The organism is Nocardia sp. NPDC059691, from assembly GCF_042733915.1.
GTDB lineage: Bacteria > Actinomycetota > Actinomycetes > Mycobacteriales > Mycobacteriaceae > Nocardia > Nocardia sichangensis.
In genome coordinates this window covers 105,137-126,503 of the sequence record NZ_JBHWFB010000006.1, presented here as the reverse complement: position 1 = coordinate 126,503, position 21,367 = coordinate 105,137, and the positions used below count along the sequence as shown (strand labels likewise).

Sequence of the window (21,367 nt, the reverse complement as noted above, 5' to 3'; positions counted from 1 at the left end):
CACACGATCACTCATCCGGCATTCTCCTGTCCGCCTCGTAAGACGCCGTCGCGCAACCGCCACACCTGGTCCAGCTTGTCGGTGTCGTGAGCCAGATGCGAGACCACCAAGACCGACCGGTCGGTGTCACGGAATTCCGCGACCAGATCCCAGAAACGCAGATACGTCTCCCAATCGAAACCCTGATACGGCTCATCCAGCAGCAAGACCTGTGGATCATGCATCACCGCCAGCGTCAGGTTGAGCTTTTGCCGTGTACCGCCGCTGAGCGTCCCGACCCGCTCACCGGCGTACTCCGCGAAACACAAGATCTCCATGGTCTCCTCCGCGCGGCGCAGGTCCGGGATCGCATAGGCCTCGGCGAAGAAGTCCAGGTGCTGACGCACTGTGAAAGCGTCGTTCAGGATCACCCGCTGAGGGCAGTAACCGAACCGCCCACGGTGGCGGACCCTCCCCCGGTCCGGTCGCAGCTCTCCGGACAAAACCTTCAGCAGCGTCGACTTACCCGCCCCGTTCTCACCGACGATGCCCACCAGCATCCCCGGAGGCAACACTATGTTGATGCCACGCAGCACCGACCGTCTGCCGTACGCGTGGTGGACGTCCTCCACCTCCATCAACGCCCCCGATCCAGTGGCCCGACAGCGGCTCGAATGCTATCAATCGACCACGAAACCCGGTGCCGGAAAGCCAATTTCGCGACACGAAACCGTCGCGCGGAAGGTGACCTTCTCCGGGCTGTGGTATCCGAGTCCGCATATCCGATCGGCCGCCGGGATGAGTTGCCGCGCAGCCCGACAAACCGGACATTCTCCCAATCGCAAACAGCCGCAACGGTTTTTGGTTCATGCCGGTGTCACCGCAGCGTTGTTTCCGCCGTGATGGTCGGGTTCGCAGCGCCATCTCCCGCGGTGCGCGACTCGAACAACAGCGAGATGGACCAGATCTCGGGTAGCGCGACGTTCACACTGAACTGAGCGCAAGTGCCGTCTCCAGTGATCGCTGGGAACGGCATGCTCGGCGGCCGGTCACGGGCAGCACGCAGAATCAGTCACGGAAAAGGTTGGCTTTGCCGCGATCGTGCACACTTGAGCTACTCGTCGCCACAGAGGGGGAATTCGAATGGACCCGGCCACCATAGTCGCCACCGCGGTCGCGGTCGGCGCCGCCGCCGGTCTCACGGATACTGCCAAGCAATCCGTGACCGACGCGTACGCGGCGTTGAAGGGTCTACTCACCCGCCGCTATCGCGATGTGGATCTAGCACAGGTGGAGGCGGACCCGGACGCCGCCGCCGAACGGGAAGCCCTCGCGGGCGCGCTGGAGGCGTACGGCGCCGCCGATGATCAGGAATTACTCACCACAGCAACAGAACTCATTTCCGCAGCAGCGCGAGCGGACGTGGGAGCCGTCGGCGTCGACCTGGAGATGGTAGAGGCCGCCGCGTTGCGGATCAGCCGCGTCACGGCAACCGGCACCGGTGTGCGGGTGCACGGCGGACGATTCAGCGGTGATATCCACATCGAGGACATCGATGCGGGGGCCGGTGACTCGTCACACCCCGGCTGAGCGCGGCGGCCTCGACCGACGCCCCCGCGCTGACCACCCATATCGTCACTCGGCTCTCCGACGTTCACGCCCGCGACATCTATCTCGCAGCAGGCATTCGCGTGTCGTCTCCGGCTACGAGCGTGGTAGTCGTCGGCCGGATCCCCCGGGAGCCACCACGATTCGTCGTCCGCGACGAGCTGGCACGTCTGCGTCGAGCACTGGAGCGCCCCGCGGCGGCCGTCGTCGTCACCGGACTTCGCGGCGCGGGCAAGACCCACCTGGCGGCCGCTCACGCACGCTCACTGTTCGATTCCGGACAGGGTCTGGTGGGGTGGGTCAATGCCGAAACGCCGGACAGCACACTGTCCGGACTCGCCGATATCGCCCAGCGGCTGGGCGTCGCCGACCCCGACGGCGACTCCGCGGTGTCGGCCCGGCGGTTACGCGATCACCTCTCCGGAGACACCGTCGCGGCGCTATTGGTGTTCGACAACGCCACTGACGCCGACCACCTCCGGGAGCTGTTGCCGACCGGTGGCCGCACGCGCATCGTGATCACCAGCGTCGACCGGTCCTTCGCGGCCTTCGGCGAGGCGGTCGACGTCACCTGTTTCACTCGCCCTGAATCAGTGCGCTACCTCGCCGACTCGACCGGACTCGGCGACGACGGTGCCGATCAGGTCGCCGAGGACCTGGGTGACCTGCCGCTGGCACTGTCCGCCGCCGCGGCGACGATGGTCGGTCGCCGCCTCGGCTACGCGCAGTACCGGCAGCTGCTGCACGACAGCCCATTGCCGACCGTATTGCGGCGCACCGCCGGTCACGACTATCCCCGGTCGGTCGTCCAAGCGATCTCGTTGTGCATCGAAACCACCGAGGGCGTCACCGGCGATTACCAGCTCGCGGCCGACGTCGCCTGGCTTCTGGGTGCGATGGCCATGCTCTCGCCCGGTGGCGTGCACCGATCCCTGCTCGCCACCAGCCCCAGGCGAGTCGACGAGGCACTGGAACGATGTGTGGCCGGTTCCCTGCTGTCCTGGTCGACTTCCGGCGAGGCGCTGATCATGCACCGGCTCGTGGGCCGCGTGCTGCGCGAACGCGGTTCGAATACGCAGTCGATCAGCTTCTTCCGGCGAGCGGCCGCGGCAGTTCGTAATCGGGCTCCTGCCGCGCGGTCCACGGTCGAACTCGTCCGGTCCGCGCTCGCCATCATCATGCGCAATACGTTTCCGCCCTCGCAGGCGTGGGCGCGCCGGAGGGACGGCGCGCATCTCGTCGATCAGATCGACGCGCTGTGGGACACCGAAATGGTGCACGGCAGCACCAGAAAACATGTCGCGGCAATGATCGCCGTTCGCAGATGGGCCGTCGAGCAGCTGACCGAGGCCGCCGACACCGCCAGAGCGCTGACCCTCGCGCAGGATGTCGTCATCTCCAGCGAGCAGATCCTCGGCGGCGAGCATCCCGATACGTTCACTGCCCGATATCTACTGGCCCGGGCCCACGCCGCCTGCGGCAGGCTCGATGAAGCAGCCGCCCGGCTCGAGGCGTACCTGACCGACGCCGGGCAGGTTCTCGGACCCGCCCATCCCGTCACGCTGGCCATGCGCTTTCAACTGGCGGACACGTACCTCCAGGCCGGGTTCCTGGACAAGTCCAGGGCCCTGCACACCGAGAACATCGCGCACAGCCGGCAGGTATTCGGTGCGGACGCGCACCAGACCCTCAACTTTCGCGGCGGGCTCGCTCAGGTCCACGTGTCGGCGGGTCACCTCGCGGACGCGATCGCCATCTTCGAGGATCTCTTGCCCGTCTACCTACGAGTACTCGGTGCCGATCACGTCGATTCGTTCTTCTGCCTGCACAAACTCGCTCGCGCTTACGGGGCGGCAGGACGCACCGACGAAGCCGTCCCGCTCCTGCGGAAGAACCTCGACGACGCCGTGCGGATCTTCGGAGGTGATCATCCCGTCACGCTGGCCTGCCGCAACAACCTCGCCGAGATCTACGACGCCATCGGCCGGGCCGACGACGCCGTCCGTCTCGGCGAAGCAAACCTCGTCGAGCGGCTGCGGGTCCTCGGGCCGGAACACCCGGACACTCTCATAACCCGCCACAACCTCGCCTGTGCCTTGCAGACGGCCGGGCGGCTCGCGGACGCCGTCGCACTTTTCGAAGCGAATATCGCCGATTTTCCCCGGATACTCGGTTCCGACCACCCGATCACCCTGCTCACTCAGGGCGGGCTCGCCATCGCCTACAGCGCGTCCGGACGCTGGGACGAGTCGATCGCCATACAGGAAGCCTCCCTGCGGGATCGCCTCCGGATTCTCGGTCCCGACCATCCCGACACTCTGAAGGCGCGCAACAACCTCGCCGACGCCCTGGGAGTGCGGCAACCAGGACGCGCCATTCCATTGCTGGAGGCCAACGTCTCCGCCAGCGCGCGAGAACTCGGTCTCGACCACCCCGACACCTTGACCTACCGGCACAACCTCGCCGCCGCCTATCACGCGGCAGGCCGCATCGATGACGCCCTCACCAACCACCGAACCACCTTGACCGACCGACTGCGCGTCCTCGGGCCGGACCACCACGCCACCCTCGCCTCTCGCGACAGCCTCGCGGCCGCGTACCGCTCAGCCGGTCATCTCGACACCGCGATCGACTTGTTCAAGACGAATCTCGCCGAGTACCACCGCGCTCTTCCCGGCCATCCACGGCTCCGGAGCACCCGCAACGCGCTTGCCGACACCCTCCGAGCCGCAGGCCGATTCGAGGAAGCCATTCCCTTGTACGAGGCGAACATCGACCAGCAGGAGTTCGGCCCCGACGACTCCCTCACCAGGCGTTCGGTCAACGGACTCGCGCTCGCCTATCACGCGGCAGGCCGATTCGAGGAGGCCGTGCAACTCTTCGAGACAATGTTCGACCAGACGAAGCGAGCCCTCGGCAGCGACCATCCACTGGCTGACGTGGTGCGCGACCATCTTGCCGCGGCCGAGCAGGTAGCCGAGACCCACAGGCGGCACCCTCCGAACCCGCCGGCCTGAGACTCGATTCAGCCCATCCCCTGCGGGGCAGCAAGTCACTAACCAGGAAACGATATGGGAGTGGGTCAGGTGCCGCCCTCGGCGAGCGCTTCGACGTCGCCAACCCCACGCGGCCGTCCGGCCTTGACCCACATCAGATGCAAGCCTGCGGCGAGGAGCAGGGCCACGAGCAGACTGAACACCGGCTCGCCGCGGGCCAGGTTCACCAGCAAGGTGAATCCGACGACGACAACGCCCACGATGTTGAGCATCAGGGAACGGAACCGGCCCTCGCGGTGGGAGAACACTGCCATGGCCACCAGCCCGGCCAGGAAGCTCAGAAACACCGCCACCGCGTAGAACAGGACCAGCCGCTGGTCGTAGCCGCCTGCCGCCACGGTTACAGCCGCGGCGATTCCGGTGAACCACGCCACGCCCCAATACGGTGTGTGGCGGGTGTTCGTGCGGGCGAGCATCCGGGGCAGGATTCCGGTGCTGCGTCCAGCAGCATCGGTGTGCCGAGCCAGAGCTTTCAGCAGGCCCGGACCGGCCTGGAAAGACGAACTCGCCGCGGACAGCAACAACAAGGCCGTCACGAGTTGGAACGCGGCGAACAACGGAGCGGGTGCCGCGATCCGAGCCAGCTCGGCGATCTGCGTGGTGCCCTCGGGCGGGACCCCGACGCGAAGGTGATGGGCTTCCAGGGTCAGTCCCAAAGTTATGGCGCCGACGATGGCGAGTGTCAGCCATAGCGTGACCTTCCCGAAGTACCTGCGGCCCCGATCATCGAGTTGACCGAGCTGGGCGATGGCCGAAGACGGAGCCTCCACACCCGTCGCCAGTGCCATGGCGACAGGGAAGGCCAACACAACCGCCAGCACGGACCGGTGTCCGGCAGTGGTGGTGATGGTGCCGATCGGTTGAGGGTGCGCACCGAGCCCAAACGCCAGGACCGCCATGGAAACGGCGATGAAGGCGATGGTCATCGCACCGAACACCATCCGTCCCGAATGGCCGAACCACGTTGCCGCCCCCACGAGGACAACCAGCGCCAGGGCCAAGACGCTGCGCTCGGGCGCTAGCGCAGGGATGTAGGCGATCATCGCCGAGGCGCCGGCGGAGACGCTGATCGCAATCGTGAGGACGAAATCCACGATCAAGGCCGCGATCGGCACGAACGCCCAACCCTCACCGAAGGCCTCCCCTGTGGCAGCCGATGCCCCACCGCCCTGCGGATACCGCGCGATGAGCTGCTGATAGTTCACGATCACCAACGCGATGACCGCTACCACCAGCGTCATCGCCGGTAGCAACAGACCCAGATCACCATCGAGAGCGCGCAACGCGGCCTCGATCGCATAGGCCACCGACGACACCGGATCGGCCATCACCGCGAAGGCGAATGCGAGTAGCAGGGCCAGGCGCGCGTTGAGCGCCACGGCCACGCGGCCTCGGGCAACGCCGGGCTGGGATGTCTCGGGCACGAGATCACTTCCGTCGATCGACGAATACGTATGCCGACCAGACTTCCCGGCGCTCCTGCATCAAGATTCCGTCAAGTCAGCCTGCGAAGCAAGTCACGCCGACGACCACCGCCGCGAACGTATCGGTCCGATAGTCCTGTGGCGCTGGACCGACAAGGCGCGCAACGGCCGCAACACTGCGCTCGGTGTGCCGCACGACGGTATCGGCTGCCTGCGGCTCGTCCGAACTGCCCATGTTCGCGACCCGTGGATGCCGACCACTCGCAAGGCGCCCGCCAGCGCACGCGCGCTTCAGCAAACCGCGCTGATCGCCGCAAAGGCGCAGATAACACGGACTTGAAGAATACTCGCGGAGGGCTGGGCAATTTTTTACGGAATACATACGGTTTGTGCGATGCGGGATCGAGGTCAGTCGCCTTAGGCTCGCTCATCGTGGTTTCACCGATCGACATCGCCAAGCGAGTTGTGCTCGGACGCCCGTTTCGCAGCGATCGGCTCGGTGAGACGTTGCTGCCGAAGCGACTGGCGCTACCGATTTTCGCCAGCGACCCGCTGTCCTCGGTCGCGTATGCGACGCAGGAGATCCTGCTCATCCTCACCCTCGGTGGGCTCAGCTACCTCTATCTCACACCGTGGGTCGCGGGTGGCGTCGTCGTCCTGCTCGCGGTCGTCACCCTGTCCTACCGCCAAGTGGTGCAGGCCTATCCCTCCGGTGGCGGCTCCTACGAGGTGGTCGCCGAGAACCTGGGGCCGCTTCCCGGGCTGGTCGTGGCGGCGGCACTGCTGGTCGACTACGTGATGACCGTGGCAGTGTCGGTCGCCGCCGGCGTCGACAACGTCATCTCCGCGATCCCCGACCTGAACGCGCATCGCGTACTGATCAATATCGGGTTCATCGCGTTCCTGACCGCGATGAACCTGCGCGGCGTGCGCGAATCGGGCCGCGCGTTCGCCATCCCCACCTATGGATTCGTCGTCGGTGTACTGGTGATGATCGTGGTAGGGCTGGGTCAGGCGCTGCTCGGACATGCACCGGTCGCCGAGAGTGCACACTACGAAATCCGCGCCGAGCACGTCGGTCTCAGCGCCGCGGCGATCGCTTTCCTGGCTCTGCGAGCGTTCTCGTCCGGCTGTACGGCGTTGACGGGTGCCGAGGCGATCTCCAACGGTGTGCCCGCGTTCCGGAAACCGAAAGCGCTCAACGCGGCCCGCACCATGTCCGCCATGGGCCTGATCGCCATCACCATGTTCTCGGGCGTGACCGTCCTCGCCATGATCTCCCACACCCGCGTCACCGAGAACACCTGCGATCTGATCGGGTTCCAGGGCAACTGCGAGACCGACGCCCAGAAGACCGTGATCGCACAAATCGCGGCCGCGGTGTTCGGTGGCCACAGCCTCCCGTTCTACTACCTGATGGTGACGACGGCGCTCATCCTCATTCTGGCCGCGAACACCGCCTACAATGGCTTCCCGCTCCTGAATTCGATTCTGGCCCAGCACCGATACATGCCGCGGCAGTTGCACACGCGCGGTGATCGGCTGGCATTCTCCAACGGCATCATCCTGCTCGCGGTGGTCGCGGGCGGCCTCGTCTACGCCTTCGATGCCGAGACGACCCGCCTGATCCAGCTCTACATCGTCGGTGTCTTCACCTCGTTCACACTCTGTCAGGCAGGCATGGTGCGGCATTGGAATCGCGAACTCGCGACTGCGACGACAACTGCCGACAAGCGCCGCATCCACCAGGGCCGGCTGATCAACGCGTTCGGCGCGGTCTTCACCGGGGTCGTCTTGGTGGTCGTCATGGTCACCAAGTTCGCCCACGGCGCCTATCTCGTGGTTTTCGCCATGCCGGTGCTGGTACTGATCATGTGGCTGATCAACCGCCACTACAACACCGTTCGCACCGAACTGGCTGTCGACGAGGACAGCATCGAGACCCTGCCCAGCCGGGTGCACGCCCTGGTGTTGGTCTCCGGCTGGCACAAGCCGACCCAGCGCGCCGTCCAATTCGCACGGGCCACCCGCCCGGACACGCTCACCGCCATCACCGTCAACGTCGATGACACCGATACCCGCCTGTTGCATCAAGACTGGGACAAACACAACGTCAGCATCCCGCTCAAGGTGATCGAGTCGCCGTATCGGGAGATCACCCGCCCCGTCCTCGACTACATCAAACGACTACGCAAGGACCATCCCCGCGACGTCGTCGCTGTCTATATCCCCGAATACGTGGTCGGTCACTGGTGGGAGAATTTCCTGCACAACCAGAGCTCGCTTCGCCTGAAGGCACGCTTGCTCTTCGAACCGGGGGTGATGGTCACCAGCGTCCCGTGGCAGCTACGCTCCTCACGCTCGCGTGACCTGTCGAAAATCGAACACTCCCCCGGCGAAATCCGCCGAGGCATCACGCACGTCCCATGACGAGGCGGCGCGGTGCAGCAGTGCAGGTACTGCTAGAGGTGCGTGGACAGGGCTGGGGAGGTTCTTCGTCGAACGCCCTTCCGGCCGTGCGGTGGCGATCAGACGGGGAAGGTGACTCCGGTCAGTTCCTCCGAGACCGTCCACAAGCGTTGCTGAATCGCCAAGTCATGGGATCGGGCGCTCGATTCGACGATCTTCGGGTAGCCGCGGGTCTCCAGGAATCCGCCCGGCCCGTAGTACTCACCGCCCAGCACGCCGGGATCGGTGGCCGCGCGCAGGACCGGCAAGGCCCCCATCGCCGGGGTCTGCGTGACGATGGGAGCGACCACGGGCACGAGCGCACGCAGCGCAGCGGGCATGTTGCGCATCAGGTCGGTATTCGCCGCACCGGGGTGAGCCGCGACCGCGATCGTCTTGCCGTTGCCGGACAGACGACGTTGCAGTTCGTAGGTGAACATCAGATTCGCCAGCTTGGACCGGCCGTAGGCCGCCACCCGGTTGTAGGACCGTTCGCCTTGCAGATCGTCGAAGTCGATTCGCGCCCGGATTCGATGTCCGACACTGCTGACCGTGACCACCCGCGAGCCCGGCACCGGCAGCATTCTGTCCAGCAGCAGCCCGGTGAGCGCGAAGTGTCCCAGATGATTGGTCCCGAATTGCAGCTCGAACCCGTCGCTGGTGGTCTGTCTCGGCGGGTACATCACCCCGGCGTTGTTGATCAAGAGGTCGATCGTGGCGTGAGCGGATTTCAGCTGTTCGGCAGCAGTCCGTACAGATGCCAGCGAGGTCAGATCCAGCTGCTGGATGGTGGTGTCCGCGCCGGGAACCGCACCGGCGATACGGTCTGCGGCGTGTTTGCCCTTGTCGACATCCCGAACCGCCAACACCACCGACGCACCGTGCGCCGCGAGCGCTCGGGCCGTCTCGAACCCCAGCCCGCTGTTGGCGCCGGTGACGACCGCTAGTCGTCCCTTCTGGGCTGGTATGTCTTGCTCGGTCCACCTGTTCGCCATTTTTCCTCCCAACGATCGGTCGGTCCGTCGCATTGTCCGACGAGCCCGGCGGGGTGGGACTCACACTCACACCGTCGCGCTCCCGTCGCAGTTGCGCAAGAGGGCGGCGAGACATCGATCGGGAGGTCCTTGCGTGGCCGACGACGGTCATGGCGTCGCAGGTGTGCGGTGGCCTGAAAGATCCGCCGGATGCGATCACCACCGTGTGGCAGCACACCTGCGTGCGCAACACATTCCGGTATACCCGCCAGTCTCGCGGCGGCCCGGGCCTGGCTCCGGTGCCCAGCGGTTTACCTATTGAGGGAGAATACGGACGTGAGCGACGCACCGGAATCCTTGCCAGGGCCCAGCCGGAAGGGGTTCGACGAGCTGGACCGGTCGCGCGGAAAACAGGACGAAGGGATGAAGGCTGTGGAGACTCCCGGAGCGGGAGACGGCACGTCGAAAGTCACCCGACTACCACGTCGCCCGCGGCGCGTGGCAGAAGAGGCCGGCGAACGTTTCCATAAGACTCGGCGCTCGGACGGTGGCTCCGTCTATGATCCTGCACCGACCAAGCCCGTACTGCGATCGGAACTGCAGCGGGAGACAGGGTGGTGGCCGGTCGACCCCGGCGCGGCGCGGCACCCCGCTCCGAAGGATGATCCGGGCAGTGCCGAGCCTGATGCCAGTGTCATCGATCTCGACGCGTTGCGGCGGAAACGAGCTGGTGAAGATGCTCCGGCCGCCGGTATTCGGCGCATGGTCAAACCGCGCCGAGTGGGAAAAAGTGCAAGCGAGAGAGCAGGCACCGAAGGCCAGCCCGACAGTGGTCGCAACGGCGACCCCGACCAGGTCGACGGACCTGCTGGCCCACGCTGAACTCTTCCTTCGCTAGGCTGTCGCCGCACCCAGCGCCCACACATATCCGTCGGCAACCCACATTGCGTGAACCGGTGCGGGAAGCTCATACCGTTGGGGACGACTCTGGCGGCACCGACAGCAATCCGCCACCGGTCCGCCGACATCGAACACGACTACGAGCAGCCGGTAGAAATCGTGCCGGAATAAAGTTCCAGCAACTCCGCAAAGTATCCGCGCAGTCCTCAGGCACAAACTCGGTCATTGCCGACGACTGCGAACTCGCTCGCCACCGTTCCGCACCTGACGGCCAGACTGAGCAAGTGACCGGAACCGGCCCTGGGCAGCGCCGCTCTCACCGGCCGCGTCCGACGCGTCACGACGAGTCCCGGACCATCACGAACCACGGACTCCCCGTCATGGTCCCGTCGTCGGCGCGACACCGTTGTGGATGGCTTGCGCGACAGCTGGATGGGCAAGGTACTCAGCGATGCTGTGGGCCCGTTCCTTGGGATTGTCGACGGGAATCTCCCGCAGTTGTCCCTTCCAGATATGGCGCAGCGGGCATCCGATGGTGATCGGATCCACCACGGACCAGGCATTCAGCCAGTCGCCGACACGCTCCGGCCGGTGCGGTCCTCGGACCAGGAGTTTGTTGTAAACCGCGTCCAGCCCCAGGGGACTGCCGAGAGTGAGCAGCACGGCGACGTCGAGCTGGGGCTGGAGCCGGGTGAGCAGATCCATCACGACCACGGTGCCGAGGCTGTGGCTGACGAGGGTGAGCCGTCCCGATGCGGGAACGGTCTCGAGGACACAGTCGAGTACCGCTTGCCGGATCTGCTCGTCGGCGAGGTACGAAGCGACGTCCCGGAAGACTTGGGCGATGATGAGCTCGTCCAGGTCGGTACGGGCGGCGAGCCAGCTGAGCTGCCGCTGCAGCCTGCTCACGATCGCGCTGCCGATCGAACCGAGTCCTTCCGCTTCGACCCGGTCGGTCGGTTGCCCGTCCTGGGCGGGCATGCCCGCGTCCGCGGCCGCGTTCTGCAGGATCTGTTCGTACAGCCGGCGAGCCTGCGGCGTGGTCGGCGCCATTGCCAGCGCATGATCGACGGCCATGGTCTCGGGCGCGAGTGCCGTTTCCTCCGTGGGCTGCAGCAGGGCTGCCAAACGGTCGCCGTAGAACGGGAAGAAGGCATCCGCTGGATCGAACGTGCTGAGACCGGCGAGGGTGAGGCCCTTGTTGAGGCCGGCGGTCCACTCGCGGCGCAGAAGTTCGGGATCGCGACCATGCTGGCTGCGGCCATGCAGGAACAGCAGGTGACGTGTGCCGCCGAAGGCGCCTGCTCGGGCGGTGACGCCGTGGCGGAGTTCCGTGCTTTCACGCGGCGCCGAAGCCGGACCTATCAGTTCGGTGCGGTCCTCGGCAGGTGCGAGGCGGGGGCGGATTGCCGATGGTCCGCCGACCGGCCCGGCGTTGGGACCGAGTTCGGCGAGAAACTCGTGGTCGCGCGCCGAGCGCTGCAGTCCGGCCAGGTGGGTGAGGATCGCACTGATGCGCACTCCCTCGTTGGCCCTCCAGGCAATCGCGTCGTCACCGTCGCCTTCGTGCCAGACTGTGCCGTCGCGGCGCAGAATCCGCCCTTGCTCGTCGGTGCGCGGAACGCCGGAGTGGTGCAACGCGACGACCTCCCATTGGTCGTTGAAGACCGGCGAGCCGGAGTTCCCCGGTTCGGTGTCGGTCGAGTAGTGCAGGAAGTCATCGAGCTGCAAGTCGAGCTGGTTGCGGCGGATGCCGATCTCCTTGAGCCTGCCCATCGGGTGCCCGATGACGTTCATCGCCTCACCGATGACGATCTTTCCCTGGTCCATGATCAGCCGGTTCCACCAGCCGACGGCGTCGCCGGGCGGCTTGCCGTCGGCGCCGGAACGAACCGGTACCAAAGTGAAATCCAGGTGCTCATCGGTGACGAAGAAGTCGGGGTCGAGACGGAACCGCACAGGAAGGCGAGGGTCGTTGTCGATCGTCGTCTCGGCGCCGAACTCGATCACGACCTGCCGGGCGGTGTCCTGATCGGGAAGTACGTGATTGTTGGTCAGGAGCAGCCGGGGCGACACCAGGAACCCGGTGCCCAGCGGTACTTCTCGGCCGTTGCGGCTCAGCGATATCCGCGCGACCGACGCCGCCGTGCGAGCACCGCGGGAAAGGAAGTTGGCCGGTTGGAGTTCGTTGCTGGCGCCGATGATCCGCTCGAGCGTCGTGATCCGGTCGGAGGGCTCGATCCGGCCGGCTTCGATCATGGCCTCGACCGGCATCTCGCCGCTGGTAGCCAGCCGCTGCGCCCTAGCGCTGATCTGTTCCGGAGAGTCGACAACCGGACTGTCCTTCATTTTGCGACGTTGCTCGATGTCTTCGCGCTTGGTCTCGCTCGCGACGTAACGCTCTGCGGCGGCCCCGATCTGCTTCAACCACGCCGCTTGGACTTGTTCACGAGAATTCATGGTGCAACCGCCTGGAAACAGAGGTTGATGTGGTCATGTCCGCTACTGGCGGAGTGTTCCTCAGGCGCGTCACACCACCGTCACCTCAGCGTTTCGCCCAGCGCGGCAGTGCACGACAGTGTTCGTCGTCTATCGTCATCGCGCCCGTGCGACTCGTGTCAGCGATTCCGGAGCTACTCGACCGCCGGGGCGTCGCACTTCTGGACGCGGAGGAGGAGTTCGTCGAATTCCGGCGACGGCTCGGTGTCGAACTCGGCCCACAGCAGGTCTCGGTATCGCCGGTATTCCCGAAGGGCGTCGATCTTGTTGCCCTGCGCGAGATGGATTCGCATCAGAATCCTGCGGGAGCTTTCCCGGAGCGGCTCTGCCGCCGCCACCGCCGACGCGGCCATCAGGGCGGCGCCGACCTGCCGACGCTCCAGCAAGGCTTCGGCCGCCGCTTCCAGCGCCGCGACCCAGCCCAATCGGTACCGTTCCCGGTCGACGACCACCCACTCCTCGTCCCAGTCCGCCAGCAGCGCTGCGCGATCCAGCAGCAGCGGAACGCGCGCGAGATCCTCCGAGCACGGCTGGTGAACCAGTTTCTGCGCCAATTCGGTCAGATACGCCAGATCGACCACCACGTCCGGATGGAGGCGAAGACGGTCGCCGTTGATCTCCACGACTGCGTCCTGGATACGGCGCAAGCGCCACAGGGCGGTTCGCAGACGCTGCGCCGCGCAGTGATCAGCGCACTCCGGCCACAGCGCGCCGGCGAGGCGGCCCCGCGAGACCGGCCGGTTCAGCAGTGCCAGATAGGTCAGCACCCGCTCCGCCGCGTGCGGAATGGAAAGTCGGCGGTCGCCGCTGTGCAGGGCGAATTCTTCGATCAACGTGAGCTGGAAACACGTCGCATGCGTGGCATTATGGATGAGCACCATTTCACTACTCGATCGCGGCGTCGGTCTTCATTTCGCAGGCGTACGTCGACCGGTCGATCTCGGCTATCGCACACCGGCCATCATGCCCAGGTCACGAACTGTCGGCGCGAGTAGCCGACTACGCGATCGCGAGACAACGCACGTCGACGAATGACTCTCGTCGCCACGCCCAGAACGAACCGCCGCGTAGCGGACTACTCGCATGCGGTATCAACGGAGTGAGACCCACGATCTCGCACTATCGAAGCAAAACTGCTCTACGTAAAGCGGTCCGGAGAATCTTTGTGGACAGCGATGAGTTCTCCGACGGTGCTCCGTCCTATCCGGTGAACGCGCTACCAACGCGGCGCACCGACCAGAAGGACCAGGAATGACCACCGCCGACCCCACCACCAACTTCTCCAGCGACGTCGCCGACCGTCCCGGCAAGGTCCGCAACCGCGTCCTGTGGGCCCTGCAGATCCTGCTCGGCCTGTTCTTCATCATCGCCTCCGGCGGGCCGAAACTCGTTATGCCGAGCGCCTTGACGGACAACGCTCCCGAGAATCTGACCATCCCCCTCGGGTTGCTCGTCTTCATCGGAGTTGCGGAGGTGGCGGGCGGTATCGGCCTGATGGTGCCACGGCTCAGTGCCCTGGCTGCCGCAGGCCTGTCCGTTCTCACCGTGCTCGCCGCAGCGACGCAGGCTTTCATCGCGGACAAGCCCTTGATGGGAATCTTCCCTTTGGTGCTTGCCGCGATCTTCGCCTGGATCGCCTACGAGCGCCGCGCCACCATCACGGAACTGCGCAACTCGCTGTCGCGATGACGAATCCATAAGTGCGACCGGGCGTTGGCGGCAGGCCCAGAGCCTGAAGCCCGCCTCCATCCGATGAGCGCCGATGAGTTTCGAGCGTGTAGGAGGTCTACCCCGTCATGAGGAAACTGATCTACGGGTTCAGCGTGACCTTGGACGGCTACATCAACGACCGCGACGGCAGCATCGACTGGACCAACCCCGACGAGGAGCTACACCAGTTTCACAACGACCGTTACCGCGAGATCGAGGTCTCGCTGCACGGCCGTCGCCTGTACGAGCTGATGGCCGAGTACTGGCCTCATGTGCCCGCGGACGCGCCGCGCATCGAGCGGGAGTTCAGCAGGCTCTGGACGGAGAAGCCGAAGGTCGTCTTTTCCCGGACGCTCACCGAGGTCCACTGGAACAGCACGTTGATCAGCGAGAACGCGGTCGAGGAGGTCCGCAGGCTCAAGGCGGGAGGCGATGGCGTCATGGAGATCGGTGGCGCGAGCCTCGCGGCTTCGCTGATACCACACGGGCTGATCGACGAGTATCAACTGTTCGTCTTGCCCGTGGTGCTCGGCGGCGGCACACCGCTGTTCCCATCGTTGGACAAGCGCATCCAGCTCCGATTGGTCGAGACGAGGCACTTCGACACCGCAGTGATGCTGCGCTATCTCGCCGACTGAGCTCCGTTCGACCGCGGCCCTCGTCACCAGACACGGCCGACACCGTAAGCGAGTGGCTCCGCGGCATCGGCCCCGGAGCCTCCGCAAAACCTGTTGGTCGACCGCGGCGACCACTGCTAGCCTTCCGGAAGCCGTGCCAGTGAACGAGGAGGTGGTACCCGTGAACGCAGTATCTACATGGGTGCTCCCCTCTGGGGTCACGGTCGGGCGATAGATCGTCCGGGAGCGCCGTTCAAGAGCACTCCCGAAAGGCACGATCGTGCAATTCACTTCTGAACAGCGCCTCGACGACGGAATCCTCGAGCGCGAATTCACCCTTGGCGAGATCCCCGGCATCCTGTGGACGCCCGGATCAGCATCCGCGCCGGCGCCGCTGATCCTGATCGGCCACCCAGGCGGACTGGACAAGATGTACCCCCGACTGGTTGCCCGGGCCCGGCACTCCGTGGCGGAGGGCTTCGCCGCCGCCACCATCGAGCTCCCCGGCAGCGGTGACCGGCCCCGTTCGGCTGCCGCCGAGCAGGTCCGCGCCGACCTGCACCAGGTGCTACGGGCTGGCGAGCCGGTCACCGACGACATCGTCGACCGGCTCGTCCTCCCGCTGGTCGACCAGGCGGTCCCAGAATGGCGGGCCGCCCTGGACGCCCTTCTCGCGCTGACCGAGATCGGCGGGCCGGTCGGGTATTCAGGCGGGGTGATATCCATCGGCACCCGGCTGGCGGCGGTCGAGCCGCGCATCGTGGCCGCCGTTCTGTTCGCCGGGAGTTTCGTGCCGCGCGCCATATTCGAGGAGGCCCGACAGGTCACTATTCCACTGCATGTCCTGCTGCAGTGGGACGACGAGAGAAACGACCGGCAGATGGCCCTGGACCTGTTCGACGCCTTCGGCTCCAAGGAGAAGACGCTGCACGCCAATATGGGCGGGCACACCGGCGTCCCGCAGTTCGCGGGAGAGGAGGCAAACCGGTTCTTCGCCCGGCACTTGAAGTGAAGCCGGCCCGACAGGCCGACATGGAGGCGGATAGCGGCCGACTCGTCGAATCCGCGCATTCTCGGGTTAGGGGGGTGACGGCTGCTTCAAACTGAAGTGTTGGGCCCGGCGATGATCAAGCGCATCTCCGGGCCCGACTCAGCTCCCCACTCGCCTCCCGAAACTTCCTCAGCTAGGTGTTCCCGGGGGCGGGGTTGAGTTACTCGCGAACCTGAGCGTTCATCGTGGGATGCGTGTCACCGCTGTCCGCGTCCAGCCCCACGAGCAGACGCAGCCCGTCCTCGGCGGGGCTGCCGGGGAGCGCGGACAGCACCAGCAGCTCCATGCCCGTTTCGTCAGGTAGTGCGAAGTTCTCCTGATGCAGTTCCAGCAATCCGACCAGCGGGTGTCGGTACGCCTTGCGTCCATGCGTGCGGGCGCGCACGTCTGCGCGGGCCCAGAGGCGGCGGAAGCGCTCACTGCCCATCGCCAGCTCACCGATAAGCGAGGCCAGGCGGGGGTCCTCGGGGTATTTGCCTGCGGCCAGGCGCAGGTGCCCGACCACGTCGAGGGTGCAATTCTCCCAGTCGGCGTAGAGGCCGCGCTCGGCCTCCTCGAGGAAGATGTGCCGGGCGGTGTTCAGGCCCGGCATCGGTCGGCCGTAGAGAAGGCCGGCGAGCCGATTTCCGGCGAGCACGTCCATGCGGTGGTCCATGATCAGCGCGGGCGCGTCGGCGACCAGGTCGAGGACGCGTAACAGCTCCGGTCGGACCCGTCCGCTCGGCGCCTTCGCGCGGCGGCGGCGCTGCCGGGCGAGCCGGTAGAGGTGCCCGCGTTCGGTCTCATCGAGGCCCAGGACGCGAGCGAGCGCGTCGAGGACCTGCTCGGAAGGCTGGGTCGCGCGGCCCTGCTCCAGGCGCACGTAATAGTCGACGCTGACCCCGGACAGGTGCGCGACCTCCTCGCGGCGAAGCCCTTCGACCCGGCGGCGCCTGTCGATGGGAATGCCGGCGGTCGCCGGGTCGACCCGGGAACGCCGGGTCCGCAGGTAGCCCGCAAGATCGTCCACGTCCCCAGTATGGCCTCGGTGGTGCTCGTGAAGGTGGTCCTGTCGTTACCAGGAAGTCCCGTCCGACGGAAGCAGCGTCTCTGAACACCGGGCGCAGCGGTGCTCAGGATCGAAGGCACCTGATCCGAAGGAGTTCCCATGAAGGCGCTGATCGTCTACGCCCACCCCGAGCCGAAGTCGCTCAACAGCTCGCTGAAGGACCTCGCTGTGTCCACATTGGAGACAGCCGGGCACGAGGTACGAGTGAGCGATCTGTACGCGATGAACTGGAAGGCGGTCGTGGACGCCGCGGACTACGGGCCCCACGCCTCGAGTCCGCTGAAGGTCGCCCTGGACTCCGGCCGGGCCTTCGACGCCGGGACGCTTACCCCGGACGTCGCGGCCGAGCAGGAGAAACTGCTGTGGGCCGACATGATCATTTTCCAATTCCCGCTGTGGTGGTACACGATGCCCGCGATCCTCAAAGGCTGGGTAGACCGCGTGTTCACCTACCACTTCGCATATGGCGTCGGCGAGCACAACGACACGAAGTACGGTGAGCGCTTCGGCGAAGGCACACTCGCGGGCAGGAAAGCTCTGCTGTCGGTGACCGCCGGCGGCCCGGAGTCGCATTACGCCGCCCGCGGCATCAACGGCCCGATCGAGGATCTACTGTTCCCGATCCACCACGGCATCCTCTACTACCCGGGCATCGAAGTGCTGCCGCCGTTCGTGCTGTACGGGACCGACCGGATGACCGGCGAGGACTACCCGGACGTCGCCAAGGCTTGGCAGCAACGCCTGCTCACCCTGGATTCGACCGAGCCGATCGCGTTCCGGCGGCAAAACTTCGGTGATTATGAGATCCCCTCGCTGCAGCTGAAGGAAGGGCTGGAGCCCTCGGGCCGCACGGGTTTCGGGCTGCACGTGCGCGGCTGACCGAATGGGGCAACCCGCGCCTGCAGCCCTCCTCGCCGGTGCGGCACGAACAAGCTCGGGTGCTACGTCGCCGTTACAGTTCCGGGCGGCCTCGTCGCATTCGTGACCCGAAATCTCCGAGCCCGATAGCACCTCGAGAACCGTGTGTGGCGGCGCGTCGTCTCAGCGAGGCTCTGGTCGGGTACCTGCCCTGAGCGCCCCGGAGGGGGGCGACAGCCGAATTCCGGCTGCGCGGACACCGCACCGATAGGTCCTTGAGCCTGCTGGTCATTCTGGGGTTGGTCATGTCGAGCCGGAAACGACCGCCGTCTCAGTCGTGGGGATAGAGGGTGCGCTCCCAGATGACGGCGACCGTGTCGACGGCCGCGTCCACCGACTCGGGTGCGGCGCCGACGACCTCGTCGAGCAGATAGTGCACGTTCATCGCGACCAGGGCCCGGGCAACCGACACAGCGGGAAGCCGCTCGTCGGCTCGCGTAATCGTCTCGGCCGCAACCTCTTCCAGTGGAGCCAGGAACTCCTGCCACAACTGGGCGGCCTCCGCGTCCCGCTGCGAGGCCACGGCCAGGGTGCGCAACAAGGCGCCGTCGCATTGATACATCCGCGCGGCCGATTCCAGCGCGGCACGCGCGGCCGGGCGGGGATCGGCCGCAGTGCGCCACCGGGCGATGGCGGCATCGGTCTCGGCGCGCAACGGAGCGAGTAGTTCACGCAGCAATGCGACCCGATCCGGGAAGTACACATAGAACGACTTCCGCGACAACGTCGTCCGGGCCATGATCGCGCTCACGGTCACCGCTTCGGATGCCTGCTCACGCAGCAGCGCGCCAGCCGCTCCCAGAATCTCCGCACGAGCCTCCGCCACGGTGCGCCTACGCCGTTTCACCTCCGCTATTGCCACAGTGGCAGTATAAGCAATACAGTTACTGCCGCCCTGGCAATAAGGAGTCGCGTGGTCGCCCATACCTTTCGAAGATCAGCGGAGATGACTGCCACACAGTGGTATTGCTCCGTCGTCGGACTGTTCCTTCTCATCCGGTCGCTCACCACACTGCTCGGCGCTCCGGCATTCTCCCTTCCTGGATCGGAATGGCGCGCGGCCCTGCAAGCGGTAGTCGGCATCACCCTGCTCGCCGGGCTGCGCACCCGGCCCATCCCGGTGGTCACCGGAGTCGGAATCCTCTACGCGATCGAAACCGCCCTGGGCATCGTGGGCGGCGACGCCATTCTCGGCGTCATCCCGGTCGACATGCGCGACCGCATCGTGCATCCAACCCTCGCGATAACCGCCGCCCTCGCGGTCTTCGCGACACTGCGTCGCGCGAAGCGCCGAGGGCCAGTCGATGCCTGACGCTCCTACGGATGACCTCGTGGCCCGAGCCTTCGACGAAGAGTGCACCGCCTGGGCACGGGCCACCGCCACACTGACGGCACACCAGTTCACATTGCCAACCCCATGCCCACCATGGACAGTCGCCGAACTCATCGCGCACGTCACAGCCGCGATCGCTCGCGTCCCCGACGGCTTGGCCGCTCCCCCGCCCGCCCGCGCGAACCTCGATGCCGCCGGCTACTACCACCCGCGCATCTTCGACGCGACCGCCAACGCCGCACGAGTGTCGGCGGCCCAGGACGCCGCAGCGGCACATCCGAATCCAGCGGCGCTCGTCGCCGCCTTCGACCATCAACGCCGCCGCGCTCTGCGCGCCATCGCCGGACAACCGCCCGAGCGGCTCCTCGTCACCCGATGGGGCGACGGCATGACTCTGCGGGAATTCCTGCTCACCCGCGTCGTGGAACTGGCCCTGCACGGCCTCGACCTGGCCAACGCCCTCAGCACCCCCGCTTGGACCACACCCGCGGCCGCAGCCGCCGTCACCGACTTTCTCGGTGTCGGCGCAGCCGCCACGCGCCTTGGCTGGGACCGAACCACCACATTGGCCAAAGCAAGCGGGCGTGCACCACTCACCGCCGACGAACAGTCCGAACTCGCCCGCGCCCGGATACCCTGGCATCAATTCGGGTAGGGACGTCCTCCACCCACTCGTCCACCGATGACTTTCGCGGCACGAATGCCACTCTCCGAGAGGAATTTCGAGGTATTGCTCCAGTCGAGCCGATGAGCTCGGCCGAAAGTTGAATTCGACGTCAGAATTGAATACTGTCGGTGGCCGCCACAGCATCCGAACACGAGGTGGACTCAGGGATGGAAACACGCGATCCGTTGGACCGGTGGCTGCGGCTCGGCAGCCGCCAGGTCGCGACGAACGGGATCGAGTTGCGCGTCGTCGACCACGGCGAAGGCCCTGCGGTGGTCTTCTGCCACGGCTTTCCTGAACTCGGGTTCTCCTGGCGTCATCAAGTCTTCGCGTTCGCCGAGGCGGGATTCCGTACGCTGACCCCGGATATGCGCGGGTATGGTGGCAGCTCCCGCCCGGATCGGATCGAGGACTACGACATCGTCACCCTTTGCGCCGATCTGGTCGGCCTCCTGGACGAGTCGGGCCTCGATGACGCGATCTTCGTCGGCCACGACTGGGGCGCGTCGGTGGTCTGGCAGTTCGCGCTGCACTATCCGAGTCGGGTGCGGGCGGTCGCGGGCCTGAGCGTCCCGGCCACTCCGCGCTCCTCGGCCCCGCCGGTGGCGATCCTGCGGTCTCGGCTGGGCGACGACTTCTACATGTGCTGGTTCCAGGAACCTGGGCCGGCCGACGCGGCACTGGCGTCGGACGTGCGCCGCACCCTGCTGCAGGACGACGTCATCAGCGCTCGCGATCTGCAAGGCGCGAAGCAGGCGGTCCCGGACTGGTCGAGCGAAGCCGAACTGGGCTATTACGTGCAGACTTTTACCGCCACCGGCTTCACCGGCGGTCTCAACTACTACCGCAACCTGGACCGGAACTGGGAACTCACCGCGCACTTGGCCAAAGCGAAGATCGACCAGCCCGCGCTGTTCATCGCGGGGTCGCGGGATCCGGTCATCCGGTTCACCCCGACCGCCAAGATGACCGCCGTGCTGTCGGACCTGCGCGGGTCGATCATGCTGGACGGCGCGGGGCACTGGATTCAACAGGAACGCGCGGCCGAAGTGAACGCCGCCCTGATCGACTTCGCCCGCAGCCTCGACTGAGCCGAAGAAACGGGGCGGCGGCGCCGTGAAGACCTACGCCGCCC

Annotated in this window: 18 protein-coding genes; 11 read left to right on the top strand and 7 right to left on the bottom strand. The window is 66.2% G+C overall.

Annotated features, from left to right (window positions below):
* Positions 1-11: 11 nt before the first annotated feature.
* Complete coding sequence (locus tag ACFV2O_RS15345; protein WP_379252532.1) at positions 12-617, bottom strand: ABC transporter ATP-binding protein; 606 nt, start codon at positions 615-617, stop codon at positions 12-14.
* A gap of 505 nt (positions 618-1,122) precedes the next feature.
* Between ACFV2O_RS15345 and ACFV2O_RS15340 the strand changes: the two genes are divergently transcribed.
* Entirely contained in the window at positions 1,123-1,569 is a 447-nt protein-coding gene (locus ACFV2O_RS15340) for a hypothetical protein (RefSeq protein ID WP_379252288.1), read from the top strand.
* 101 nt (positions 1,570-1,670) lie between these two features.
* A complete protein-coding gene (gene fxsT / locus ACFV2O_RS15335) occupies positions 1,671-4,604 on the top strand; it encodes an FxSxx-COOH system tetratricopeptide repeat protein (RefSeq protein WP_379252287.1) in 2,934 nt (977 codons plus the stop codon).
* Positions 4,605-4,669: 65 nt separating this feature from the next.
* On the opposite strand, the gene ACFV2O_RS15330 is transcribed toward fxsT, so the two are convergent.
* Positions 4,670-6,067: an amino acid permease gene (locus ACFV2O_RS15330; protein WP_379252286.1), complete on the bottom strand. Its 1,398-nt coding sequence runs from the start codon at positions 6,065-6,067 to the stop codon at positions 4,670-4,672.
* A gap of 432 nt (positions 6,068-6,499) precedes the next feature.
* Between ACFV2O_RS15330 and ACFV2O_RS15325 the strand changes: the two genes are divergently transcribed.
* On the top strand, positions 6,500-8,497 hold the full coding sequence (locus ACFV2O_RS15325) for an APC family permease (protein WP_364425396.1): 1,998 nt from the start codon (positions 6,500-6,502) through the stop codon (positions 8,495-8,497).
* A 98-nt stretch (positions 8,498-8,595) separates the two neighbouring features.
* Here ACFV2O_RS15325 and ACFV2O_RS15320 read toward each other — a convergent pair whose 3' ends face one another.
* Positions 8,596-9,510 (bottom strand): SDR family NAD(P)-dependent oxidoreductase, encoded by a 915-nt coding sequence (locus tag ACFV2O_RS15320; RefSeq protein ID WP_379252285.1) that lies wholly within the window; start codon positions 9,508-9,510, stop codon positions 8,596-8,598.
* A 315-nt stretch (positions 9,511-9,825) separates the two neighbouring features.
* Between ACFV2O_RS15320 and ACFV2O_RS15315 the strand changes: the two genes are divergently transcribed.
* Complete coding sequence (locus ACFV2O_RS15315) at positions 9,826-10,371, top strand: hypothetical protein (RefSeq protein ID WP_379252284.1); 546 nt, start codon at positions 9,826-9,828, stop codon at positions 10,369-10,371.
* A gap of 396 nt (positions 10,372-10,767) precedes the next feature.
* On the opposite strand, the gene ACFV2O_RS15310 is transcribed toward ACFV2O_RS15315, so the two are convergent.
* Positions 10,768-12,849, bottom strand: coding sequence for a trypsin-like peptidase domain-containing protein (locus ACFV2O_RS15310; RefSeq protein WP_379252283.1), 2,082 nt, complete (start codon positions 12,847-12,849; stop codon positions 10,768-10,770).
* Between the two features lie 173 nt (positions 12,850-13,022).
* Positions 13,023-13,769 carry a BTAD domain-containing putative transcriptional regulator gene (locus ACFV2O_RS15305; RefSeq protein ID WP_379252282.1) on the bottom strand — a complete coding sequence of 249 codons (747 nt, stop codon included), beginning with the start codon at positions 13,767-13,769 and terminating at the stop codon, positions 13,023-13,025.
* Between the two features lie 370 nt (positions 13,770-14,139).
* Here ACFV2O_RS15305 and ACFV2O_RS15300 point away from each other — a divergent pair, with 370 nt between their 5' ends.
* From ACFV2O_RS15300 to ACFV2O_RS15290, 3 genes are all read left to right on the top strand, one after another.
* On the top strand, positions 14,140-14,577 hold the full coding sequence (locus ACFV2O_RS15300) for a DoxX family protein (protein WP_379252281.1): 438 nt from the start codon (positions 14,140-14,142) through the stop codon (positions 14,575-14,577).
* A gap of 107 nt (positions 14,578-14,684) precedes the next feature.
* The gene (locus ACFV2O_RS15295; RefSeq protein WP_379252280.1) at positions 14,685-15,236 is read left to right on the top strand and encodes a dihydrofolate reductase family protein; all 552 of its coding nucleotides are present in this window, start codon (positions 14,685-14,687) and stop codon (positions 15,234-15,236) included.
* Positions 15,237-15,495: 259 nt separating this feature from the next.
* A complete protein-coding gene (locus ACFV2O_RS15290) occupies positions 15,496-16,227 on the top strand; it encodes an alpha/beta hydrolase (protein ID WP_379252279.1) in 732 nt (243 codons plus the stop codon).
* Between the two features lie 199 nt (positions 16,228-16,426).
* Here the strand turns inward: ACFV2O_RS15290 and ACFV2O_RS15285 are convergent, their stop codons facing one another.
* A complete protein-coding gene (locus tag ACFV2O_RS15285) occupies positions 16,427-17,275 on the bottom strand; it encodes a helix-turn-helix transcriptional regulator (protein WP_379252278.1) in 849 nt (282 codons plus the stop codon).
* Positions 17,276-17,413: 138 nt separating this feature from the next.
* Here ACFV2O_RS15285 and ACFV2O_RS15280 point away from each other — a divergent pair, with 138 nt between their 5' ends.
* Positions 17,414-18,193: an NAD(P)H-dependent oxidoreductase gene (locus ACFV2O_RS15280; RefSeq protein ID WP_355078140.1), complete on the top strand. Its 780-nt coding sequence runs from the start codon at positions 17,414-17,416 to the stop codon at positions 18,191-18,193.
* Between the two features lie 310 nt (positions 18,194-18,503).
* Here the strand turns inward: ACFV2O_RS15280 and ACFV2O_RS15275 are convergent, their stop codons facing one another.
* On the bottom strand, positions 18,504-19,094 hold the full coding sequence (locus ACFV2O_RS15275) for a TetR family transcriptional regulator (protein ID WP_355078141.1): 591 nt from the start codon (positions 19,092-19,094) through the stop codon (positions 18,504-18,506).
* Positions 19,095-19,178: 84 nt separating this feature from the next.
* Here ACFV2O_RS15275 and ACFV2O_RS15270 point away from each other — a divergent pair, with 84 nt between their 5' ends.
* The 3 genes from ACFV2O_RS15270 (at position 19,179) to ACFV2O_RS15260 (ending at position 21,323) form a co-directional block, all read left to right on the top strand.
* Complete coding sequence (locus tag ACFV2O_RS15270; RefSeq protein ID WP_379252277.1) at positions 19,179-19,544, top strand: hypothetical protein; 366 nt, start codon at positions 19,179-19,181, stop codon at positions 19,542-19,544.
* A gap of 19 nt (positions 19,545-19,563) precedes the next feature.
* A complete protein-coding gene (locus ACFV2O_RS15265; protein ID WP_379252276.1) occupies positions 19,564-20,220 on the top strand; it encodes a maleylpyruvate isomerase N-terminal domain-containing protein in 657 nt (218 codons plus the stop codon).
* A 179-nt stretch (positions 20,221-20,399) separates the two neighbouring features.
* Positions 20,400-21,323: an alpha/beta fold hydrolase gene (locus tag ACFV2O_RS15260; protein WP_379252275.1), complete on the top strand. Its 924-nt coding sequence runs from the start codon at positions 20,400-20,402 to the stop codon at positions 21,321-21,323.
* Positions 21,324-21,367 lie beyond the last annotated feature (44 nt).